Origin of the sequence: Thiomicrorhabdus sp. 6S3-12 (genome assembly GCF_017571475.1) — a bacterium.
Classification (GTDB): domain Bacteria; phylum Pseudomonadota; class Gammaproteobacteria; order Thiomicrospirales; family Thiomicrospiraceae; genus Thiomicrorhabdus.
Genome location: NZ_JAGETW010000007.1, coordinates 167,550 through 189,817, shown reverse-complemented (window position 1 = coordinate 189,817; position 22,268 = coordinate 167,550). Strand labels below are relative to the sequence as shown.

Below are 22,268 nucleotides of genomic sequence, written 5' to 3'. Positions count from 1 at the left end.
ACTTATCCACATTTACACCTGTTTTGACCCTTAACTTCTCTCTTTCCAAACCCCAAAAACAAAAAAAGCCGCTTAACGATAAGCGGCTTCTTACTGTATATAAACAGACTTATATATTAGTTTAGTGTCACACGGGCAAACTTACGTTTACCAACCTGATAAACCGCTGTTGTACCGGTCGGCATCAGCTGACGCGAGTCTTCGACTTTTTCGCCGTTAATCTTAACTGCACCTTGCTTGGTCATACGATGTCCGTCTGAAGTCGAACCCACCAGACCGGCTTCTTTGAGAAGATTCGCCAATGGCATTTCACCTTCCAAAGTAAATTCAGGCATCTCATCCGGAATCGCATTTTTGGAGAACTTGGTCTCGAAATCTTTCAATGCCGATTCCGCCGCTTCCTTGGAATGGAAACGCTCAATAATCTCCAGTGCCAGCTTCACTTTTACATTACGCGGGTTTTCGCCGTTCTCGACCGCTTCTTTATATTGCGCAATGGTTTCAAGTGATTCGAAAGACAACAGTTCGTAATAACGCCACATCAATTCATCAGAGACCGACATGATTTTACCGAACATATCATTCGGTTCATCCTTGATCCCGATATAGTTACCCAGCGACTTGGACATTTTCTGCACGCCATCCAAACCTTCAAGAATCGGCATGGTCAAAGTACACTGCTGCGGCTTGCCAAAATGACCTTGAAGAGTACGCCCCATCAAAAGATTGAATTTCTGATCGGTTCCACCCAACTCAATATCGGCATCCAGAGCTACCGAATCGTATCCTTGAATCATTGGATACAGGAATTCATGGATAGCAATTGGCGTATTGGCTTTATAACGCTCATCGAAATCGTTACGTTCCAGCATACGGGCAACCGTTACAGTACTGGCCAACTTAATCATTTCTTCTGCCGTCATTTTCGACATCCACTCGGAGTTGAAGACAACTTTGGTTTTCGCCGGATCGAGAATTTTGAAAACCTGTTCCTGATAAGTTTCCGCATTCGCAATAACTTCTTCCTTGGTCAGTGGCGGACGCGTCTGACTCTTACCAGTCGGATCTCCGATCATTGCCGTAAAGTCACCGATCAGGAAAAGCACCTCATGCCCCAGATCTTGAAACTGCTTAAGTTTATTAATCAGAACCGTATGCCCCAAGTGCAAATCTGCGGCTGTCGGATCGAAACCGGCCTTAACGCGCAAAGGCTTACCGCTTTCCAGTTTTTCGATTAACTCTTTCTCTACCAGAATCTCTTCTGCGCCACGTTTAATAATGGCTAATTGTTCTTGTACTGTTTTCATTTCTTAATCAATCAAATTAGGTTTTAAAATTCTTTAATTTCGGACTTACTTAAAAGCCTCTTATCCACACAACACTGTATCGGTGTGCAACTGCAGCTTTCCTGTCAACTCTGAAACCGAGTTCAAGTTGTGCTGTTTAAGGTATTTAGCAATGCCTTTATTAACCTTTTTCACGATCAATGGATCTTTTGCGACCGCCGTTCCAATTGCAACCATTGAAGCACCAGCCAGGAAAAACTCGATCGCGTCCTCTGCCGAAGCAATTCCGCCAAGTCCGATAATCGGAATATCGTGCTGTTTCGCCACCTGATAAACCTGATGCACTTTCAGCAGCGCAACCGGTTTAATCGCCGGACCGGAAAGTCCGCCCTGATTATTGCCCAGAGTCGGCATCTGACTGTGAACATCAATCTGCATCCCCATCAGCGTATTAATTGCGGAAAGCGCATCCGCTCCGGCATCAATAACCCGACGCGCACCTTCGGCAATATCGGTCTGATTCGGTGATAACTTAACAATCAATGGTTTGGAAGTATTCGCACGGCATGCCTCGACCACTCTGGCCGCCATATCAGGGTCATTACCAAACGCCGCACCACCTTTTTTGACATTCGGACAGGAAATATTAATTTCCATTGCCGGCAAACCGGTCTGATCGAACAAGCGCACCACCTCGGCATACTCTTCAATTGAAGAACCGGAAACGTTAATGATATAACGCGTCTCGGACAGATCCAGTTTCGGCAGATAGCTTTCAATAACTGCCTTGGCGCCAGGATTCTGCAGACCCACGGAGTTCAGTAACCCGCTTGGCGACTCCATCACCCGCTCCGGTTTATTGCCAAGCTTAGGTTCCAGCGTCGTTCCCTTAAGGAAAACCGCGCCGACGTCTTTATTGGAAAAGCCACAGACAGATTGGTATTCTATGCCGTACCCAGCATTGCCAGAGGCCATCGCTACGGGGGATTGGCATTGAATGCCACAAATATTGACTGACAAATCCATAAAGACTTCCTAACTATGTTGCACATTATTCTGTATGAACCGGAAATTCCGCAAAATACCGGAGCACTGATTCGACTCAGCGCAAATATGGGTGCTCACCTGCACCTGATCCACCCGATCATGTTCGATCTAAGCGAAAAAAGGGTTCGCCGCGCCGGTCTTGACTATGCCGAGTTAGCTGAAGTTCATGAGCACGCCAATCTGCAAGCCTGCCTGGATAGTATCCAGCCCAATCGTGTCTATGCGCTGACCACCAAAACCACGCGCTATTATACCGAAGCAAAATTCGAAAACGGAGACGCGTTTCTGTTCGGCCCGGAAAGCCGTGGACTGCCAATGGAAGTGATCCAAAGCCTGCCAGAAGAGCAACGCCTGACAATTCCGATGATTCCGGGCGGGCGCAGTCTAAATCTGGCCAACGCCGTTTCCGTGGTCGCTTACGAAGCCTGGCGACAGCTCAATTTCAATATGGAACTCGGCTAGCCCAGCCCACAAACTCGAGAACGCAAAGCCTATTCGATTTCGGCTTTGCCGTCGCGAGCCAGCAGAGCCCTGGCCGCCTGTTCCGGAGTCTCTTTGCCTTCTACCAGCGCAAAAACCTCTTGCATAATCGGCAAGTCCAGATCCAGTTTCTCAGCAAGCTGGTGAACGGCCCTGACAGCCTTGACACCTTCCACAACCTGACCGATTTTCTCAATCACCTCATCCACTTTCGCGCCGGGCTTCGCCAACTGATAACCGAAACGACGGTTACGCGACAAGTCATCGGTACAAGTCAAAACCAAATCTCCCAAACCCGCAAGCCCCATCATGGTCTCGCCGCTTCCGCCGAGCGCCAGACTCAAACGCATCATTTCCGCCATACCTCGCGAGATAAGTGCGGCACGGGCATTCGCGCCAAGCCCCAAACCATCGGAGACTCCGGTAGCGATCGCCATAATATTCTTATAGGCGCCGCCGACTTCAACACCGACGATATCGTTCTGGGTATAGATGCGGAAGTTAGCGTGATGAAAAGCTTGTGCCCAGAAATCGGCTTCATCGGAATTTTGCGATGCGCTGACCATAGCCGTCGGCAGCCCCTTAGCCACCTCGGCAGCAAAGGTAGGCCCCGAAAGCACGGTCATATCCAACTCGGCTCCGAGCACCTGCTGAGCCACCTTATGGAGCAACAGCAGAGAATCCGGCTCAAACCCTTTCGTTGCCCAGGCAATATGCGGTCTTGCGCCGTCTAAAATTCCGGCCAACTGCCTAAGAACATCACGAAAGACATGACTTGGCACAACCACCAGAATTCCGTCAACCCCGGAAACGGATGCTTTCAGATCATCAGAGACCATCAAACCGTCCGGAAAACGACTGTCTTTCAGATAACGGCGGTTCTGACGCTCCGTACGCATCTCTTTGGCGGCTTTGGCATTATGCGTCCACAAGACAACTTCATGCCCGACTCTGGACAAATGAATTGCCAGTGCAGTCCCCCAGGCACCGGCACCGAGCACGGCTATTTTCTTGGACATATTGTTAACCGGCTGGCTCACCAGCAAATCTCCACTCGCGGTAAATTACTGCTGCGCCTGTTGCTGCTGGGCTTGCATATGCTCGTGATACATCGCTTCGAAGTTCACCGGCTCAAGCAGAAGCTGCGGGAAGCCGCCTCGCGTCACCAGATCAGAAACGGTTTCACGCGCATAAGGGAATAGGGCCACAGGACATTGAACACCCAAAAGATAACTGGTTTCCGACTCGTTAAAACCTTGCAGAGTGAAGATACCGGCCTGCTCAACTTCACACAGGAATGCGGTTTTGTCATCCACTTTTGTAGTCGCTGTTACACGCAAAATAACGTGATGAACATTTTCGGCAATGTTCTGGCTCTCGACATTCAGATCCACCGACAGTTTCGGCTGAAATTGTGTCGTGAACAGCTCTGGTGTATTCGGTGATTCGAAAGAAATGTCTTTAGTGTAGATTTTCTGAATAGAAAAAACCTGTTCTTGTTCAGACATGAAAAATCCTTTTTAGTTAATTTTTTGAATAAAAATATTAGGGATAGATAGCAGAAAGGCAGGTCTCAAGCCTGCCTTTTAGGGGATTCGTTATCCCTTCAACAATCGGTCCAGCTCACCGGACTTATCCGCCGCGGAAAGGTCGTCAAAACCGCCAACATGATGCTCACCAACATAGATTTGCGGCACAGTGTTACGGCCGGTCTTCTCTTCCAGAGCGGCCCACGCGTCTCGATCATTGCCAATATCAATACTTTCGTAACTGACCCCTTTTCCATCCAGCAGGCGCTTGGCCATATTACAGAACGGGCAGGTACGAGTTAAATAAATCACTACCTCAGGCATAACGTGCTCCTTTTTCGACTGCTGCGACTTTACTGATTTTGCTTTTTTTTGTTTTTTTTTGAACGTTCGCGGCCAACCGGAAGCCCGGCTGCTTTCCACGCGGTGATACCGCCGCGCAGATTATTCACCGAGGTATAACCGTTTTTAGCCAACGTCATCGCCACACGCGAAGAACGCGCACCGCTCAAACAATAAACCAGAATCGGAGCATCCTTGTCGGACGGCAGCTGGTTCAGCTTACCGGCAATCTCGTTACTGGAGATATTAAGCGCATTACCGATGTACCCGTCGCGGTATTCGCCCGCCGTACGAACATCCAAAACAAAGGCGTCATCGTTATACAGTCGCGTCGCTTCATCCGTACCGACGGTTTTAAAACCGGCCAATTTATCACCCGCATAGCTGTACGCCAGCATTATCACAACGACAAAAAGTGCAATAAACAGCAGCATCTGTTCTTGCATAAATTCAATAAACATTCATATTCCCTTGTTAGACTCTAATCAAACCTGATGATTTTAACAGCGTAAATCGCTACAATAAACGCAATTTTAGTAAATTTTCAAACGGTAAAGAGAAATTATGGGCCAAGAGTTAAAGCCAAAGATAAAAGTTAAATACCGTCCAACCGGGCTGATTATCCTGGATGGTTGGGGACATCGCGAAGAGACAGAATTCAACGCTATTGCACAAGCCAATACGCCTAACTTCGATAAGTTAATGGCGGAAAACCCTAACACCCTTATCAGCACATCCGGAATGGATGTTGGCTTGCCTCACGGTCAGATGGGGAACTCGGAAGTCGGCCATATGAACCTCGGCGCAGGCCGAGTGGTGTATCAGGAACTGACCCGCATCCAGAAAGACATCGATGACGGCCGCTTTTTCAGCAACAATGCGCTGAACAATGCGATCGACAAAGCGGTCGAGCGAGACCACGTTGTTCATATCATGGGTCTTTTATCCGACGGTGGCGTTCACTCGCACATCAACCACATCAAGGCAGCCCTGAAACTGGCTGACGATCGTGGTGCGAAAACGGTTCTGCACATTTTCTCCGACGGTCGCGACACAGCTCCGCAGAGCGCGTTGAAATACATCGACGACATCGAAAACGCCATCAGCGAACTGAAAGGCGATATCAGCATCGGTTCGATTACAGGCCGTTTCTATGCGCTGGATCGTGATAACCGCTGGGAACGTACCGAAGAAGCGTACAGCGTTATCTGCTGTGGTAAATCCGAGTTCAAAGCCGATTCGGCCAGAGAAGCGGTTGAAGCGGCCTATGAACGCGGTGAAACCGACGAATTCATTCAGCCAACCGTAATTCTTAACAAGAAAGGTAAGAAGAGCAAAATCAAAGACGGCGATTCGGTCATTTTCATGAACTTCCGTTCCGACCGCGCGCGCCAGCTGACACGCGCCTTCATTCTGAGCGACTTTGCTGAATTCCACCGTTGCAACACACCGCTGCTGGCGGCTTTCGTAACCCTGACCGAATACCATAAGAACTTCGAGAACTTCGGCGCAACCATTGCTTATCGTCCAAGCAACCTGAAAAACACTTTCGGCGAGGTTATCTCCAAATTAAAACTTCGTCAGTTACGTATTGCCGAAACGGAAAAATATGCTCACGTAACCTTCTTCCTGAACGGTGGTGTCGAAGCGCCTTACCTTGGCGAAGATCGTATTCTGGTCCCTTCACCTAAAGTGCGTACCTACGACCTGCAGCCGGAAATGAGCGTTGGCGAACTGACCGAAAAACTGGTCGAAGCGATTGAATCGGATAAATACGACACGTTCATCTGCAATATCGCCAACCCGGACATGGTAGGTCACACCGGAAACTTCCCGGCCTGCATTAAAGCCGTTGAAGCAGTTGATGAAGCGCTAGGTAAAATCCTTGACGCCATCGAAAAAGCCGGCGGCCAATGTATTGTCACGGCCGACCACGGAAACATGGAAATGCTGCAGGATCCGGAAACCGGCGAACCGTTCACTTCGCATACAACCTTCCCGGTACCTCTGGTCTACTTCGGCCCGAAAAAAGATGTGAAACTGCGCTCCGGCGCTCGTCTTCCGGACGTTATGCCGACTATGCTGGACATTATGGACATTCCGCAACCGGAAGAGATGGACGGCGTCAGCATTATCGTCAAATAACATACAATTTTTTTGGGTAAAAAAGACCTTTGTGAAAGACAATTTCACACTGGTCTTTTTGCGCTTTTACAGCTTTAGTTTTGGCTCGGATCAATTCCTGCCGGTTTTGATTGGAATTGCCATTTATCACCTATCTAAAGTATAATCTCGCGCCCAATTTTACTTTTAAACGCGTCTAGATAATAAACTGCTTACAAATCAACTTATTAGCGACTCACTAAGCTAATTTGTAGGCTTGATGACAAACAGGAAACTGATTATGAATCCATTACAATCGCAAGCAGGCCTGAATTTAAAGGGCCTCTACTCTCCAGAATTTGAAAAGGAGAACTGTGGTTTTGGTTTGATCGCCAATATGGACGACAAACCAAGTCACTGGGTGGTCCAAACGGCTATTGAATCCCTGGCCAATATGACACACCGCGGTGGTGTTGCCGCGGATTGTTGTACCGGTGACGGTTGTGGTCTTCTAATCAAAAAGCCGCAGGCTTTCCTTGAATCTGTAGCTCAAGAAGCTGGCTTCAAACTCGGCGCGATCTACGCTGCCGGTATGATCTTCCTGAATCAGGATGAAGCCAAAGCAGATCTGGCGCGTACAACACTTGAAAAATACCTGACCAACAAAGGTCTGGACGTTGCAGGCTGGCGCAAGGTACCGGTTCGCTCGGAAGTACTGGGTGAACAGGCCGCAGGCATGGAGCCGAAAATCGAACAGATTTTCGTCAATGCTCCGGAAGGCATGGCAGAAGCAGACTTCAACCGTTTGCTATTTACTGCACGCCGTAAAACTGAAATGGAAATCGAGCCACAAGACGCGACTTTTTACGTGGCTTCCCTAAACAGTCAGTTGTTGTCATACAAAGGTTTGGTTATGCCTCGTGAACTGCCTAAGTTCTACGCAGACCTTGAAAACGAAGCCTTTGCGTCATCTGTTATCTCTTATCACCAGCGTTTCTCGACCAACACCACGCCTCAGTGGCGTCTGGCACAGCCATTCCGCTTCCTGGCGCATAACGGTGAGCTAAACACGATCCGCGGTAACCGTAACTGGGCACTGGCACGCCAGAAGAAATTCGAAACCCCGTTGCTGCCGGACCTAGGTGAACTTAAACCTTTGGTGGCGCAAACCGGTTCCGACTCCAACTCACTGGACAACATGATCGAAGTATTGACCATGGGGGATATGCATATCTTCCAGGCAATGCGTCTGTTGGTTCCACCTGCGTGGCAGAACATGCCTTACATGGACCCGGATAAGAAAGCATTCCTGGAATATAACTCCATGCACATGGAACCTTGGGATGGTCCGGCCGGTATGGTTCTTAACACCGGTAAATACGCAATCTGCGGTGTCGACCGTAACGGTCTGCGTCCAACGCGTTATGTCATCACCAAAGACCGCCATGTCACTTTTGCATCCGAGATCGGTGTTTACAACTATGATCCGGCCGATGTTGTCGAGAAAGGCCGCCTTAAGCCTGGTCAGATGATCGCTGTGGATCTGGAAACCGGTACCCTATTGAAGCCGGAAGTTATCGACGACCAGCTAAAAAATCAAAAGCCATACCGCGAGTGGATGGATCAGGGATACATGCATCTTGAAGAAAAACTGGATGCAGAACAACCTCTGCAAGAGTGGGACGACAAAACGGCCGACACTTACCAGAAATACTTCCAGGTAACGTTTGAAGAGCGCGATGCGGTTATCCGTGTTCTGGCCGAAGACGGTCAGGAAGCGACTGTTTCTATGGGTGACGATGCGCCACTACCGGTCTTCTCGCACAAGGCTCGTTCGGTATATGACTACTTCCGTCAAATGTTTGCGCAGGTAACCAACCCGCCAATCGATCCGCTTCGTGAAAACATCGTTATGTCTTTGAACACTTGCTTCGGTCGCGAGCTGAACATGTTCGAGGAAGGTCCTGCACATGCCCGTCGCCTGGAAGCGAACTCTCCGGTTCTCAGCCCGTCAATGATGAAACAGTTGATGGAACTGAGCGATGCCGACTATCAGCACGAAATTATCTCTCTGCACTACAACCACGAAGAAAAAGGTCTGGAGCAGGCGGTTAAAGACGTTTGTAGCGCAGCCGAGAAAGCCGCAGCAAACGGTAAAACGCTGTTGGTACTGAGCGATAACCATATCGAGAACGGTCTAACCACGATCCCTGCGTTGATGGCGACCGGTGCGGTACACCATCACCTGATTGATACCGGCCTTCGTACCGAAGCGAACATTATTGTTGAAACCGGTTCGGCGCGTGACCCACACCACTTCGCGGTACTGTTCGGTTACGGAGCCACTGCGGTGTATCCATACCTTGCGTATGAATCAATCGCTGACATGATCCGCACTAAAGAACTTGATTCTGCGAACAGCATGAGCAAGTACATTGCGAACTTCCGTAAAGGGATCAATAAAGGTCTATTCAAAATCCTGTCTAAGATGGGGATTTCGACCATTACCTCTTACCGTGGTTCTCAGCTGTTCGAAGCCGTAGGTCTTAGCACCGACATAGTCGACCTTTGTTTCAAAGGCACGCCTTCACGAATTGAAGGGACTAAATTCGAACACCTTGAGCTGGATCAGCGTCGTCTGGCGTGGGAAGCATTCAACCCTCGCAAGACAATGCAGCAAGGTGGTATCTTCAAATATGTTCACGGTGGCGAATATCATGCCTTCAACCCGGATGTGGTTAACAGCATCCGTGAAGCGGTACAGAAGAACGATCAGAACGCGTACAACAAATTCCGCGAACTGGTTAATAACCGTCCGGCAATGACAATCCGCGACCTGTTCACTTTCAAAGACGACGTAAACAGCATCGATGTTTCCGAAGTTGAACCGGCTGAAGCAATCTTTAAGCGTTTCGACTCGGCCGGTATCTCTTTGGGTGCTTTGTCGCCTGAAGCGCACGAAGCACTGGCTACGGCAATGAACCGCCTTGGTGCGCGTTCAAACTCCGGTGAAGGTGCTGAAGATCCAAGCCGTTACGGTACCGAGCGTATGTCTAAGATCAAACAGATCGCTTCCGGCCGTTTCGGTGTTACCGCACACTACCTGCGTAACGCAGAAGTACTGCAGATCAAAGTGGCTCAGGGTGCAAAACCGGGTGAAGGCGGTCAGCTTCCAGGGCACAAAGTTGACCTGACAATCGCGAAACTGCGTCACTCGGTTCCGGGTGTAACCCTTATTTCGCCTCCTCCTCACCACGATATCTATTCGATTGAGGATTTGGCACAGTTGATTTTCGACCTTAAGCAGATCAACCCGAAAGCGCTGATCTCGGTCAAACTGGTTGCCGAGCCGGGTGTCGGTACGATCGCAGCGGGTGTTGCCAAAGCGTATGCGGATCTGATTACCATCTCCGGTTACGACGGTGGTACAGGGGCTTCACCAATGACCTCGGTTAAATATGCCGGTAACCCATTCGAAATGGGTATCGCCGAAGCGCACCAGGTTCTGCGTGCCAACGATCTGCGTGGTCAGGTTATCCTGCAAGCGGACGGCGGTCTGAAGACTGGTCTGGACGTTATTAAAGCTGCGATTCTGGGTGCCGAATCTTTTGGTTTCGGTACCGTTCCGATGATCGCACTAGGCTGTAAATACCTGCGTATCTGTCACTTGAATACTTGTGCGGTAGGTGTTGCAACTCAGGATGAGCGCCTGCGTAAAGAACACTTTATCGGTCTGCCTGAAATGGTTATGAATTACTTCCGTTTCGTTGCCGAAGAGACGCGTGAATGGATGGCGAAACTGGGTGTCAGCAAACTGGAAGACTTGGTTGGTCGTGTTGATCTTCTTAAGATGATCGACGAGCCGCTAACCGAGAAACAGAAGAACATCGATCTTTCTGCATTCATTACCGATGGCGGTGTACCGGCCGATAAGCCACACACAGTTCAGGTTGATCGTAACAACCCTTGGGATCACGGCCATATTGCAGAAGAGATGGTTCAGAAGACTCTGCCTGCAATCGAAGCGAAAGCGGGTGGAACTTTTGAATTCCATCTGGTCAACACCGGCCGTTCAATCGGTGCGCGTGTTGCCGGTGAGATCGCCGAGCGTTACGGCAACGACGGTATGAAAGATACTCCGATCACCTTGAAACTAACCGGTATCGCCGGTCAGTCATTCGGTGTGTTCAACGTCGACGGTCTAAACCTGCACCTTGAAGGTGACGCGAACGACTACGTCGGTAAAGGTATGGCCGGTGGTGAAATCGTCATCCGTCCGCCACAAGGTTCTTCATTCGATCCGAAGAACACGCCAATCGTTGGTAACACCTGTCTATACGGTGCGACCGGCGGTAAGCTGTTCGCAAACGGTACCGGTGGTGAGCGTTTCGGTGTTCGTAACTCGGGCGCCATCGCGGTTACCGAAGGTCTGGGCGACCACGGTTGTGAATACATGACCGGCGGTACAGTTGTCTCTCTAGGGCCTGTCGGCGTCAACTTCGGTGCCGGTATGTCAGGCGGTATGGCGTTTATCCTGGATCAGGAGCGCACCCTGCCGGACAACCTGAACTCGGAAATGGTTGAAGCGATCCGCATCGATACCGAACAGACCGAAGCCTATCGCTGTTACTTGCGCGACCTGCTTGAAGAGTATGTCGGCAAAACGCAAAGCCCATGGGGTCAGGAAGTGCTGGATAACTTCAGCGGTATGATCCGTGACTTCTGGCTGGTTAAATCACGTGCTATCGATATCGAGCACCTGTTTGACCTATTCGCGAAGCAAGCTGACTAAGGAACTGGAAGGAATTTAAAAATGCCAAATGTAAGACAATTTTTAGAGCTAAACCGCCAGCTTCCTGAAAAGAAGCCGGCTCAAGAGCGTAAGGTTGAATTTAAAGAGATCTACGCGCCGTTTGACATGAAAGACGCAATGGCGCAGGCAGACCGTTGTTTGCACTGCGGTAACCCATACTGCGAATTTGCCTGTCCGGTACACAACTACATCCCAAACTGGCTGAAGCTGGTTGCCGAAGGCAACATTATGGAAGCGGTTGAGATTTCTCATAAATCCAACTCGCTACCGGAAATGTGTGGTCGTATCTGTCCGCAAGACCGCCTGTGCGAGCAAGCTTGTACCCTAGAAGACACGAACTTCGGTGCGGTCACCATCGGCCAGGTTGAGAAATTCATCACCGATACCGCTTTCGCAATGGGTTGGAAGCCTGACCTGTCTGACGTTCCAATGACCGATAAGAAAGTGGCGATCGTTGGTGCCGGCCCTGCCGGTATCGCAGCAGCAGATATTCTGATCCGTAACGGTGTTAAGCCGGTGGTTTACGAGAAGCAGCCTGAGATCGGAGGTCTACTGACTTTCGGTATCCCTCAGTTCAAACTGGACAAAGAAGTGGTTCAGAAGCGTCGCGAAATTCTTGAACACATGGGAATCGAATTCCACTGCGGCGTAGAAGTCGGTAAAGACATTCAGTTCCAAGAGCTAATGGACAACTACGATGCAGTATTCCTGGGAATGGGAACTTACAAGCCAATGGCGGGTCGCTTCCCGGGTGAAGATATGCCTGGCGTATACAAAGCACTGGACTTCCTGATCGGTAACGTTAAAAACGTTCTTGGTTACGAAAACAAACCAGAGCCTTACGTTTCAATGGAAGGCAAACGCGTTGTGGTTCTTGGTGGTGGTGATACCACTATGGACTGTACCCGTACTTCTATCCGTCAAGGTGCCGACGAAGTTTACTGTGTATACCGCCGTGACGAAGAAAACATGCCTGGTTCTCGTGCGGAAGTGAAAAACGCTAAGGAAGAAGGCGTTCAATTCATGTTTAACCTGGCTCCGGTTGAAGTTATCGGTGACGGTAAAGTTGAAGGTCTAAAAGTGATCGAAACTCGCATGGGTGAGCCGGACGAAAACGGTCGTCGTCGTGCGGAAATGGTTGAAGGTTCTGAGCGCGTTATCCCTTGTGATGCGGTTATCGTTGCATTCGGCTTCCAACCAAACCCACCAGAGTGGTTCAAAGATTTCGATATCGAGCTGAACAACTGGAACGGCGTAGTCGCTTCCGAAGACACCCTGTACCAATTCCAGACCAGCAACCCGAAAGTGTTTGCCGGCGGTGATATGGTTCGCGGCTCTTCATTGGTGGTACACGCAATCGCCGAAGGTCGTAAAGCCGCAGAAGGAATGTTGGACTTCCTGGAAGTTTAATTCTCTCGCAGCTTTCACAAGCCATACTAAAAAGCCCAAGTCGCAGAAATGCACTTGGGCTTTTTTGTTATAAAATAATGAATATTAGAATTCTAAAAATTAGAACATCAATGGAAATAAAATGGCTAGAACCTGCACCATTCTTAAGGTATTCATCGCTTCTCCAAGCGATGTTCAACCAGAAAGAGAAGTTGTTTTAAACGCAATCAATGAGATAAATAGGACGTGGTCAACTCATCATAATGTAATGCTTGAGTTAATCAAATGGGAAACACATACAAGACCTGCTATTGGTAAATATCCTCAGGAAGTAATCAACAGCCAAATAGGCGATGATTTTGATATTTTTGTAGGTGTACTATGGGGCAGATATGGAACTCCCACGCCGAAAGCAAATTCAGGCACTGAAGAAGAATTTACAAGAGCGTTAGACAGATACAAAAAAGGGGAGAACATAGAAATCATGTTCTACTTCAAAGACGCAGGAATTGCTCCTAGTAAACTCGATACAGAACAAGTGGCAAAAATTCAGGATTTCAAGAATGAGTTATCAAATACTCACGGTGCCTTATATCAACAATTTGAAACCACTGATGATTTTGAAACCAATATCAGAATCCACTTAACTGATATTTTGAAAAAATGGCTTCAGGGCAATAATTCAATATCATTAAACTCAGACAAAAATAAATACGATTCATCAGATCCACTTTTAAACCTAAATTCTCTTGATGAACTTGATGCTGATTTAGAAGAAAATATCGAAGCCCTGGTAACAAAAAGCAATCTAGCAATGAATGAAGTTAGTGTTATCGTTCACAGACTAACCGACTTCACTTTGGAATTAAAATCAAAGTTTGAACTGAGAACACAAGAAATTTATCAAGCAACTGAAAAATCTAATTTTTTAGAAATTCTCGAAATTACATCTAAATCCGCTAAAGACATAGAGTTTTTTACAACAAATCTTTCCAAAGAAATTCCAAATTTACATACACAAAATTTGACGTTCGCAGAAGCCTTTACAAAAATCGCTATAATATTGGCTCCATACCTCAATAAAAGCGAAATTCCCGATTATTTAAGGGAATTAATAAATTATAAAAAATCAGTTTTAACAACATTAGAACAACTGATTACATTCCAGAATGTGATCAAGAACATGCCTAGTCTAACAAGTGAATTTACCAGATCGAAAAGACGCGCTGTAGCCGTACTAGAAGACCTATTAAATCAACTAAATAATTCTGCAAAACAAATTATCAAAATTGAAGAATTATTCAGTTCTATCTAAACACCAATATCGAAATCTTTTAAGAAAATTACTTTATCCTATGGAATACAATCTCTCCCCTTACTTTGTTGCTTGTCCAACAAACAACGAACTCGGCGAAGAGCCGAGAAAGTAGGCAAAAAAAGACACCCTGTTCCGTTTACCAAGACTGAATAGCGCTTAATTTTGCGCGGCTTTAACTCGCCCGCAAGCGGGCTCAGACAGCCACCGCCGCTATTGCAAAATTTTCGCTGACTCAGCCTAAGCGCACTCCAAAGAGGATTTGTGTTTTTAGGCTCTACATCGACATTCTTCTTTTAGACTTTTTTTAAGGCGATAAATTTTGTTTGGAGTTTTGGACTCTCACAACGCCAAATAAAGAGGATTCCCTCTTGGAATAAGTGGTGAGCATTCTTAGCGATGAGTTTGATCAGCGCGGAGATTGTTAGACCGAGCGTATCCGCGAGGGAGTTACGACGCGCCAAACTCAAGCGCTAGAAGGCTCCCGCGAATGGAACGGAGGGAGCCTTTCTTTGGTTCGTTTCTTGGGCAAGCAAGAAATGAACAAAAACCCGACTGGGCTTTTTGCATTTATTCGCGATGAATTTACCCTTAACGGGAAAATTCTGGTATTTTTTACTCTCATACGAAAATTCAACTTCCTGAACCACTTACCTGATTTACCCGAACCGGTGGAAGTTACTCTCAAAAAGGGCGCTTCAATGGGATTTACACTCCATAAGGATATTGAAAACAATCTGCTTCACGCTTTTTACGATAAAGAAACCTCCCACCAGGACAGAATTGATCTGCTGGATCAGTTAATCGAGATTCTGAAAATCCAGCCGCATATGAACGTACTGATCAATGTTTCCGAAGCTGAAACCCATATGTCTGATGAGGAGCAACTGGAATACGGAAAACGCCTTGCCAGAAATGCACATTACTTCCGGCGCAATAAGACGGCGATTGTAAAGAAACATCACAACCCACACCCTTTCATACTGGTCAGCGCTTATGCCGAGGGGCTCGATAATATGGTCGAATTCGCCAAAGTTACTGAAGCCCTGGCCTGGATTAACGGCGAAATAAATTAAACCTGCCGCAATGCCTGCGTTTCTGTATTGATAACGCTATCCGTCTTACCGAAAAGAATTAAGCGGATTGATTCTCGGGGGACCGAGTGTTAGATTAACCTCATCTTCATTAATGGATTATGTCGCATGATTCAGGTCACGGTTAATGGGCGTGTTGTTGAAGTCGACAGCGGAGCAACTTTGCTGGATGCCGCCAGAAAAGCGGAAGTTCATATCCCGACCCTCTGCTACTATCCCCGTCTGCCCTCCCATGCAGTATGTCGAATGTGTCTGGTGAAAGTTCGGGGCGCTCAAAAACCACAACCTGCCTGTAAAACTCTAGCCCAGCACGGCGACATTATCGAAACCGACAGCGATGAATTAATCGCTTTCCGTAAAGCGGATGCACAGTGGCTTCTGGCCCGACATCCGAACGACTGCATCCGCTGCGAAGTCAACGGCTCTTGCCAGTTTCAGAATCTGGTCAGCGAATATCAGCTGGAAGACAAATGGCCGAAACTTCCGCGAGGATCGGCTGAGCACCCCGAACACCGCCTGACCGACCATACCTCCCCCAGTATCTGGCGCGATCTTTCAAAATGCATTGAATGCGGACTCTGTGCCGAAGCCTGCGGTGAACCGGGTCAGCAGCAGAATATTATCGGTTTCGCCGAACACGGCGAGGGACGCATGCCGGTAACGGTTTTCGACAAGCCATTATCCGAAACCAAGTGCATCTCCTGCGGTCAATGCACGCTGGTGTGCCCGGTCGGCGCCCTGATCGAAACGCCACACTGGCATGAAGTTCTGCATACGCTTGATGCCCATAGAAGAATTTCGGCCGTACAGGTCGCTCCGGCAACCCGTGTTGCCATCAGCGAAGAATTCGGCATGAAACCTGGTACCGTCAGTACCGGTCGTATGATCAACGCCTTAAGAGCACTCGGTTTCGATTACGTCTTTGACACGAATTTTGCTGCCGATCTGACCATTATGGAAGAAGGAAGCGAATTTCTGGGTCGCCTGAAAAGCCAAAAGAATCTCCCCCTGTTTACCTCCTGCTGCCCCGGCTGGGTCAACTGGGTTGAGCTTAATCGTCCGGATCTGTTACCGCACCTGAGCACCGCAAAATCGCCGCAGCAGATGCATGGAGCTCTGACCAAACGCGGCGCTTTCACACAATCGCTCGGTGCCGACTTTGCCGACGGGAAAAACGAACCCTATGTAGTGAGTGTCATGCCGTGCACCGCCAAAAAGGATGAATCCGTCCGGCCCGGTGTTTCCGGCGACGTCGATCACGTCCTGACAACCCGCGAACTGGCCCGAATGATCAAAGCGCGAGGCATTCCCTTCAGCGCCCTGCCCGAAGATGGCGAATTCGACAACCCTTTAGGAGAAAGTACCGGAGCCGCGCAGATTTTCGGTGCCTCGGGTGGCGTCATGGAAGCGGTGGTTCGGACGGCCAGCCATTTTATCGGTCAGGAAGACAGCTTGCCGCTGGAATGGCAGCAGCTGCGTGGTGTTCGTCAGGGTATAAAGGAGGCACAGATTCCCGGTATCGGCAAAGTGGCCATCTGTAACGGCATTGCCGCATTACAGAAAATGCTGCAATCGGAGCAATGGCGCGAGGAGTATGTCGCCATTGAAGTGATGGCCTGCGTGGGCGGATGTCTTGGCGGCGGCGGGGAACCGAAATCGATGGATCCGGATATTCTGCACAAACGCATGCAGGCCATTTATCAGATCGATAGTCAGGCACCGCGCAGACGCTCTTATGAAAACCGGGACATTCAGAAACTTTATGCGACCGAGCTGGAAAAACCGAATTCCGAGCGCGCCCATGAACTTCTGCACACCGCCTACGCAGCACGAAATTCCAAACGCCTGCTGTTAATGCGCTTTCTCGATTGCGTTGACCGACGGGATGCTGAGGCCGCAGGCGAGCTTTTTCATCCGTATGCGATTTGGTCGACTGCTTCACCCTACGGTGACATTCGCGGCGTCGAGAATATCCGAGTTCTGATTCAGGACGTTCTGCCGCCAAGACAGTACGGACCAAAATATATCCGGCATACGATGGCTTCCCCTTCCCGGCAGGACGATCTTACAGTTATCACGCCAAACGGCGAGCGCTGTCGCTTCACAATTGAAACCGAAACGCTTAACGACGCTAGCGAATCCCGAACGGTGATCCGCAAACTGACAAGAACTCTTCTGTAATCACGCTATCTCAAGTATTTTTGTATTAATCCTCCCCCGAACCTGAGATAAATCTCTAAAATAGTGCTCTTAAAAATCAATACCGAATAACGGCTAAGAGGTTATCTATGAGTGCTGAACAAAGCGGGACGCAAAATTCGATTAAACTGACCGAATACAGTCACGGCGCTGGCTGCGGTTGCAAAATTTCTCCAAAAATTCTCGACAGCATTCTGCAGACCTCAATGGATATCGCTCCGCACCCGGCGCTTTTGGTCGGCAACAGTACCAAAGACGACGCCGCAGCCTACGATCTTGGTAACGGCACATCCGTTCTGAGTACCACCGACTTTTTTATGCCGATCGTCGATGACCCATTTACTTTCGGTCAGATTGCCGCGACCAATGCTATCAGCGACATCTACGCCATGGGCGGAAATCCGTTAATGGCGATTGCGATCTTCGGCTGGCCGATCGATAAGTTGCCACCTGATGTCGGTCAACAGGTTATCGAAGGCGGTCGTGCGACTTGTCAGGCCGCGGGCATTCCACTCGCAGGAGGCCACTCGATCGATGCACCGGAGCCGATCTTCGGTCTGGCGGTAACCGGCCTGGTAGACAACCGCCATCTGAAACGCAACGCCAGTGCCGAAGCCGACTGCCAACTGTTTCTGAGTAAGCCGATCGGTATCGGAATCCTGACGACGGCCCAGAAACAGAAAAAAATTCAGCCGGAACATATGCAAATGGCGGTTGACGCCATGACCACCCTGAACAAGGCTGGTAGCGAATTTGCCAAGCTCGAAGGCGTTACCGCTCTGACCGACGTAACCGGCTTCGGCGTACTAGGACACCTAATCGAAATCTGCGAAGGCAGTCATATTGCCGCGCAAATCGAGTTTGCCAAGGTTCCGGTTCTGCCTCATGTTCTGGATTATCTTGAACAAGGCTGCACGCCGGGCGGAACCGGACGCAACTTTGACAGTTACGGGCATAAGGTCAGCGGCGCGAACGGCGCAGCCCTGAGCGAAACACAGAAAATGGTGCTGTGCGACCCGCAGACCTCCGGAGGACTGCTGGCGGCGGTTAAGAACGAAGCCGTAGAGGAATTCAAAGCTGTTGCCGCGCAGCACGGACTGCAACTCGAACCGATCGGCCGTACCGTTGCGCTCGAAACACAGTCACACTGCATACAGGTAATTTAATGGCCGTCTCCATTACGCAATTTGAGCAAGACCTGCCGCAGACCGATGATTTCAAATCGATCGTATTGAACAATACGCCTCTGATCGACGTGCGCGCTCCGGTGGAGTTTACCCAGGGCGCTTTCCCCAATACGGTCAATCTGCCACTGATGAATGATGAGGAACGGCAGAAAGTCGGTATCTGTTACAAACACTACGGCAACGAGGCGGCGGTTAAACTCGGTCATAAACTGGTTAATGAACAAGTTCGCGAACCACGAGTACAATCCTGGAAGGCCTTTATGGACGCCCACCCGGATGCGCTTCTGTACTGCTTCCGTGGCGGCATGCGCTCGAAAATATCCCAACAATGGCTTAAGGATGCGGGGCGCGAAATCGTACGCTTAAAAGGCGGTTATAAGGCTTTTCGTCGCTACCTGATCGACTTTCTAGAATCCGTACCTACAACCTTTGCGCAATCCTCTATTCAACCTGTCGTTCTGGCCGGGCGCACCGGCTCCGGTAAAACGCTGCTGCTGCAACAACTGCAGAATACCGTTGATCTGGAGGGGTTGGCACATCACCGCGGTTCCGCTTTCGGCCGGCATGCCACGCCGCAGCCGACGCAAATCAATTTCGAAAACGCTCTGGCGATGGAGCTGATCCGTTTTCGGGAAACGCCGCACAGACGGCTGGTGATTGAAGATGAAGGGCGCAATATCGGCACCGTTTACATGTCCAAAGAGCTGTTTGAGTTTTTCAAAAGCGGCTCCCGGATCGTTCTGGAAACTCCGCTTGAAGAGCGCATTTCCATTACGCTCGACGAGTATGTCGTGCAGGCGCAAAAAGAATATCCGTCCATCGATGACTGGCAGGCTTTTATGCTCGCGGCATTTAACCGTATCCAGAAACGACTCGGCGGCGAACGCTATCAAAGAGTGCTGCAGCAATTCAGTCAGGCGCTGCAGACGCAGTTAAGCAGCGGATCAATCGACGAGCACCAAACATGGATCGAGACCCTGCTGGTCGAGTATTACGACCCTATGTACGACTATCAGATGCAGAAGCGGCAGCATAAAGTCGAATTCAGCGGCTCTATACAGGAGATCGTTGACTACCTGCAAAGTCCGCAGAATGCCTAATCTCTGCAAGCGGATAACCTTTCCATGGAATTGAGCTTCTTTCTTTTAATCATGGTGATTGTTGTCGTTGCGCTGTACGACTTCACCAACGGCTTCCACGATTCGGCTGACATGGTCGCAACTGCAATTGCTTCCGGTGCAATGAAAGCGTCGGTGGCCATTATTATTGCCGGCATCTTCACCTTTCTAGGCCCTCTGGTTATGGGCTTGGCCGTCGCCGATACCATCGGCACTTTTGTCGATATCAGTGACGCACAGGTTCAGAGCGCACAAAGCCTGGTGATAGGCGCACTGCTGGCAGCCATCTCTTATAATCTGGTTACCTGGAAACTCGGCTACCCGTCGTCATCGTCCAATTCTTTGGCCGGCGGGTTGGTCGGAGCGGGGCTGGCTTTACTTGGCAATCAACAGGTGAACTGGGGAATCGAAGCCTTGCTTAACGGGCAGCTTGATGGCGTGATGAAAGTCATTGCCGGACTTTTTGCCTCTCCGTTTCTGGGACTTCTGATCGGTTTTCTTTTAATGAAACTGATTCTAAACCTGTTCAAAAACTTCACCTACCGGATACGTAATCTGTTTATTGCGTCGCAGTATTTCAGTGTCGCCTGGCTCGGCTTTTCGCACGGCGCAAACGACGCCCAGAAAGGGATGGCGATTATCGGCATGATGCTTTTAGCCACCGGCCAGACGCAAAGTTTCGAAATCCCTTTATGGACAATTTTACTGTGCACTACGGCAATTACCCTGGGGACCTTCTTCGGCGGATGGAGTATTATCAAGACCCTGGGATTTGAAATTTATCGTGTCCGCGTCGTGCATTCAGTGGCTAATCAACTCAGCGCTTCACTGGTCAATACCATGGCTACCTTGATAGGCGCCCCGACTTCAACCACTCAGGTGGTGACAGCGACTTTGATAGGCAATGGCGCCGCTGAAAAACCCCGACACGTGAACTGGCTCAAAGCAAAAGGAATTGTCACCGGCTGGTTTTTGAATGTTCCGATTTCAATGCTCCTTGGCGCCTTATACGCCACGTTTATTTTCCACCTGTTCGGAGGTTCTCATGTTTAGATCCCTTCTCCAAAAATACGTCTTACCGAGAGAGGTCGATTTCCTCGGTGCCTTGAACCAGCATGCGCAGGCTATCAAGCGTATCACGCACGATCTGCAGTCGTGCTTTATCGAGGGCGACGAGATCTGCTGTCAGGCGGTAACCGAAGACGAACATCAGGCGAAAAGCATCAAAGAGAGCAATATGAATGAATTGCTCAACAGCTTTATCACCCCCATCGATCGCGAATCCATTTTTCGCATCATCAGCCAGTTAGATTGGCTGGCTGTCAGTATCCGTCACTTCATTATCGAAGCCAAAGCCTATGAAATCCGTGAATTGCACAATGGCTACAACACCATTTTTTCGCAAATCTGCCTGAGTGCGGAACACCTTGCCAAAGGGTTTGAAAAACTGATCGAGAAAGATCATCTTGCCGTCGCGGTTGAAGCGCAAAACGTTCGCGACAGCTATGATTATCTGGTGGATATTTATGTCGAAAAGATGGCCCTGCTTTCAAAAAGCAATAACCTTCAAGAGATGTTCATTCACCGCGAACTGCTTTTGCAGTTGAAAGAGATCGGTAAACGTTTTCAAATCTGTGCGAATTCGCTGGAAGATATCCTGGTGAAAATGAGCTGACCCCTTGCCAAAAAATCTTTCGATCTCTACCATCTGTAATACGCAATTAAACTCGGTTAAGATGGTATTTTGTATATGCTTTTGATAAATAAAGCGCTATTTAATCGATCGAGGAGAATAGAATGCAACCAACGTATGCGGGTTTCTGGATCAGAGTCGGGGCGACTTTTATCGACGCCATCCTGATGGTCATTGTTTTCACTATTCCCACCATGATGATTTACGGCTCCGAGGAGATGAGCAACGGTGCGATTATCCACGGCTTTTGGGACTTGCTGATCAATTGGATACTGCCGTTTATCGTCATTATCTGGCTTTGGGTGCGTTTTTATGGCACGCCCGGAAAAATGGCCACTAAACTGAAAATCGTTGATGCCAGAACCGGTTACAAGCTTTCCGTCTTTCAAGCTGTGATCCGCTACTTCGCTTATATTATCTCCGCCGTGCCATTGGGACTCGGGTTCATTTGGATCGGCTTTGACCCGAAAAAACAGGGGTGGCACGACAAAATCGCCGGAACAGTGGTGATCCGGGACAATAATCCGGATAAGGTGACATTCGAAGAAAACCGTTAAGGCCAAAGGATGGAACAAAGTCGTGAAAAAAAGCTCCTGGAGTGAATGAAGAACTCCAGGAAAGATAATGGGCTCTGTTGAAAAACAATGCCCATTGGAGGAAAAGTTCTTACGGT

General features: G+C 49.1%; 18 protein-coding genes. 12 read left to right on the top strand and 6 right to left on the bottom strand.

The features are described 5' to 3' along the window. Positions 1-116: 116 nt before the first annotated feature. Complete coding sequence (gene tyrS, locus J3999_RS09680; protein WP_208127693.1) at positions 117-1,307, bottom strand: tyrosine--tRNA ligase; 1,191 nt, start codon at positions 1,305-1,307, stop codon at positions 117-119. A 60-nt stretch (positions 1,308-1,367) separates the two neighbouring features. Beyond that, on the bottom strand, positions 1,368-2,312 hold the full coding sequence (locus tag J3999_RS09675; protein ID WP_208127692.1) for a dihydroorotate dehydrogenase: 945 nt from the start codon (positions 2,310-2,312) through the stop codon (positions 1,368-1,370). 15 nt (positions 2,313-2,327) lie between these two features. On the opposite strand from J3999_RS09675, the gene J3999_RS09670 reads away from it, so the two are divergent. Next, positions 2,328-2,795, top strand: a complete 468-nt coding sequence (locus J3999_RS09670; protein WP_208127691.1) for a tRNA (cytidine(34)-2'-O)-methyltransferase — start codon at positions 2,328-2,330, stop codon at positions 2,793-2,795. Between the two features lie 29 nt (positions 2,796-2,824). Here J3999_RS09670 and J3999_RS09665 read toward each other — a convergent pair whose 3' ends face one another. The 4 genes from J3999_RS09665 to J3999_RS09650 form a co-directional block, all read right to left on the bottom strand. Beyond that, entirely contained in the window at positions 2,825-3,832 is a 1,008-nt protein-coding gene (locus J3999_RS09665) for an NAD(P)H-dependent glycerol-3-phosphate dehydrogenase (protein ID WP_208127690.1), read from the bottom strand. Between the two features lie 45 nt (positions 3,833-3,877). Continuing rightward, positions 3,878-4,321 (bottom strand): protein-export chaperone SecB, encoded by a 444-nt coding sequence (secB, locus tag J3999_RS09660; RefSeq protein WP_208127689.1) that lies wholly within the window; start codon positions 4,319-4,321, stop codon positions 3,878-3,880. A gap of 90 nt (positions 4,322-4,411) precedes the next feature. Further along, positions 4,412-4,666, bottom strand: coding sequence for a glutaredoxin 3 (grxC, locus tag J3999_RS09655; RefSeq protein ID WP_208127688.1), 255 nt, complete (start codon positions 4,664-4,666; stop codon positions 4,412-4,414). 29 nt (positions 4,667-4,695) lie between these two features. Further along, positions 4,696-5,145: a rhodanese-like domain-containing protein gene (locus tag J3999_RS09650; RefSeq protein ID WP_208127687.1), complete on the bottom strand. Its 450-nt coding sequence runs from the start codon at positions 5,143-5,145 to the stop codon at positions 4,696-4,698. 103 nt (positions 5,146-5,248) lie between these two features. On the opposite strand from J3999_RS09650, the gene gpmI reads away from it, so the two are divergent. The 11 genes from gpmI (at position 5,249) to J3999_RS09595 (ending at position 22,152) form a co-directional block, all read left to right on the top strand. Beyond that, positions 5,249-6,829 carry a 2,3-bisphosphoglycerate-independent phosphoglycerate mutase gene (gene gpmI, locus J3999_RS09645; protein ID WP_208127686.1) on the top strand — a complete coding sequence of 527 codons (1,581 nt, stop codon included), beginning with the start codon at positions 5,249-5,251 and terminating at the stop codon, positions 6,827-6,829. A 259-nt stretch (positions 6,830-7,088) separates the two neighbouring features. After that, positions 7,089-11,579: a glutamate synthase large subunit gene (gltB, locus tag J3999_RS09640; protein WP_208127685.1), complete on the top strand. Its 4,491-nt coding sequence runs from the start codon at positions 7,089-7,091 to the stop codon at positions 11,577-11,579. A 21-nt stretch (positions 11,580-11,600) separates the two neighbouring features. Then, positions 11,601-13,010 (top strand): FAD-dependent oxidoreductase, encoded by a 1,410-nt coding sequence (locus J3999_RS09635; RefSeq protein WP_208127684.1) that lies wholly within the window; start codon positions 11,601-11,603, stop codon positions 13,008-13,010. Between the two features lie 121 nt (positions 13,011-13,131). Then, the gene (locus J3999_RS09630; RefSeq protein WP_208127683.1) at positions 13,132-14,304 is read left to right on the top strand and encodes a DUF4062 domain-containing protein; all 1,173 of its coding nucleotides are present in this window, start codon (positions 13,132-13,134) and stop codon (positions 14,302-14,304) included. Between the two features lie 701 nt (positions 14,305-15,005). Further along, entirely contained in the window at positions 15,006-15,380 is a 375-nt protein-coding gene (locus tag J3999_RS09625; protein ID WP_208127682.1) for a hypothetical protein, read from the top strand. A 126-nt stretch (positions 15,381-15,506) separates the two neighbouring features. Beyond that, complete coding sequence (locus J3999_RS09620; RefSeq protein WP_208127681.1) at positions 15,507-17,579, top strand: [FeFe] hydrogenase, group A; 2,073 nt, start codon at positions 15,507-15,509, stop codon at positions 17,577-17,579. A 107-nt stretch (positions 17,580-17,686) separates the two neighbouring features. Continuing rightward, positions 17,687-18,763, top strand: a complete 1,077-nt coding sequence (gene selD, locus J3999_RS09615) for a selenide, water dikinase SelD (RefSeq protein ID WP_208127680.1) — start codon at positions 17,687-17,689, stop codon at positions 18,761-18,763. After that, the gene (mnmH, locus tag J3999_RS09610) at positions 18,763-19,884 is read left to right on the top strand and encodes a tRNA 2-selenouridine(34) synthase MnmH (protein ID WP_208127679.1); all 1,122 of its coding nucleotides are present in this window, start codon (positions 18,763-18,765) and stop codon (positions 19,882-19,884) included. The genes selD and mnmH overlap by 1 nt, the downstream gene beginning before the upstream one ends. Positions 19,885-19,908: 24 nt before the next feature. Further along, on the top strand, positions 19,909-20,955 hold the full coding sequence (locus J3999_RS09605; RefSeq protein ID WP_208127678.1) for an inorganic phosphate transporter: 1,047 nt from the start codon (positions 19,909-19,911) through the stop codon (positions 20,953-20,955). Next, the gene (locus J3999_RS09600; protein ID WP_208127677.1) at positions 20,948-21,577 is read left to right on the top strand and encodes a DUF47 domain-containing protein; all 630 of its coding nucleotides are present in this window, start codon (positions 20,948-20,950) and stop codon (positions 21,575-21,577) included. The genes J3999_RS09605 and J3999_RS09600 overlap by 8 nt, the downstream gene beginning before the upstream one ends. 122 nt (positions 21,578-21,699) lie before the next feature. Next, positions 21,700-22,152: an RDD family protein gene (locus J3999_RS09595; protein WP_208127676.1), complete on the top strand. Its 453-nt coding sequence runs from the start codon at positions 21,700-21,702 to the stop codon at positions 22,150-22,152. Positions 22,153-22,268: the final 116 nt, after the last annotated feature.

Coding starts and splice junctions, on each gene's coding strand:
- tyrS (WP_208127693.1), bottom strand. CDS start 1,307: ATGAAAACAGTACAAGAACAATTAGCCATTATTAAACGTGGCGCAGAA.
- J3999_RS09675 (WP_208127692.1), bottom strand. CDS start 2,312: ATGGATTTGTCAGTCAATATTTGTGGCATTCAATGCCAATCCCCCGTA.
- J3999_RS09670 (WP_208127691.1), top strand. CDS start 2,328: ATGTTGCACATTATTCTGTATGAACCGGAAATTCCGCAAAATACCGGA.
- J3999_RS09665 (WP_208127690.1), bottom strand. CDS start 3,832: ATGTCCAAGAAAATAGCCGTGCTCGGTGCCGGTGCCTGGGGGACTGCA.
- secB (WP_208127689.1), bottom strand. CDS start 4,321: ATGTCTGAACAAGAACAGGTTTTTTCTATTCAGAAAATCTACACTAAA.
- grxC (WP_208127688.1), bottom strand. CDS start 4,666: ATGCCTGAGGTAGTGATTTATTTAACTCGTACCTGCCCGTTCTGTAAT.
- J3999_RS09650 (WP_208127687.1), bottom strand. CDS start 5,145: ATGTTTATTGAATTTATGCAAGAACAGATGCTGCTGTTTATTGCACTT.
- gpmI (WP_208127686.1), top strand. CDS start 5,249: ATGGGCCAAGAGTTAAAGCCAAAGATAAAAGTTAAATACCGTCCAACC.
- gltB (WP_208127685.1), top strand. CDS start 7,089: ATGAATCCATTACAATCGCAAGCAGGCCTGAATTTAAAGGGCCTCTAC.
- J3999_RS09635 (WP_208127684.1), top strand. CDS start 11,601: ATGCCAAATGTAAGACAATTTTTAGAGCTAAACCGCCAGCTTCCTGAA.
- J3999_RS09630 (WP_208127683.1), top strand. CDS start 13,132: ATGGCTAGAACCTGCACCATTCTTAAGGTATTCATCGCTTCTCCAAGC.
- J3999_RS09625 (WP_208127682.1), top strand. CDS start 15,006: ATGGGATTTACACTCCATAAGGATATTGAAAACAATCTGCTTCACGCT.
- J3999_RS09620 (WP_208127681.1), top strand. CDS start 15,507: ATGATTCAGGTCACGGTTAATGGGCGTGTTGTTGAAGTCGACAGCGGA.
- selD (WP_208127680.1), top strand. CDS start 17,687: ATGAGTGCTGAACAAAGCGGGACGCAAAATTCGATTAAACTGACCGAA.
- mnmH (WP_208127679.1), top strand. CDS start 18,763: ATGGCCGTCTCCATTACGCAATTTGAGCAAGACCTGCCGCAGACCGAT.
- J3999_RS09605 (WP_208127678.1), top strand. CDS start 19,909: ATGGAATTGAGCTTCTTTCTTTTAATCATGGTGATTGTTGTCGTTGCG.
- J3999_RS09600 (WP_208127677.1), top strand. CDS start 20,948: ATGTTTAGATCCCTTCTCCAAAAATACGTCTTACCGAGAGAGGTCGAT.
- J3999_RS09595 (WP_208127676.1), top strand. CDS start 21,700: ATGCAACCAACGTATGCGGGTTTCTGGATCAGAGTCGGGGCGACTTTT.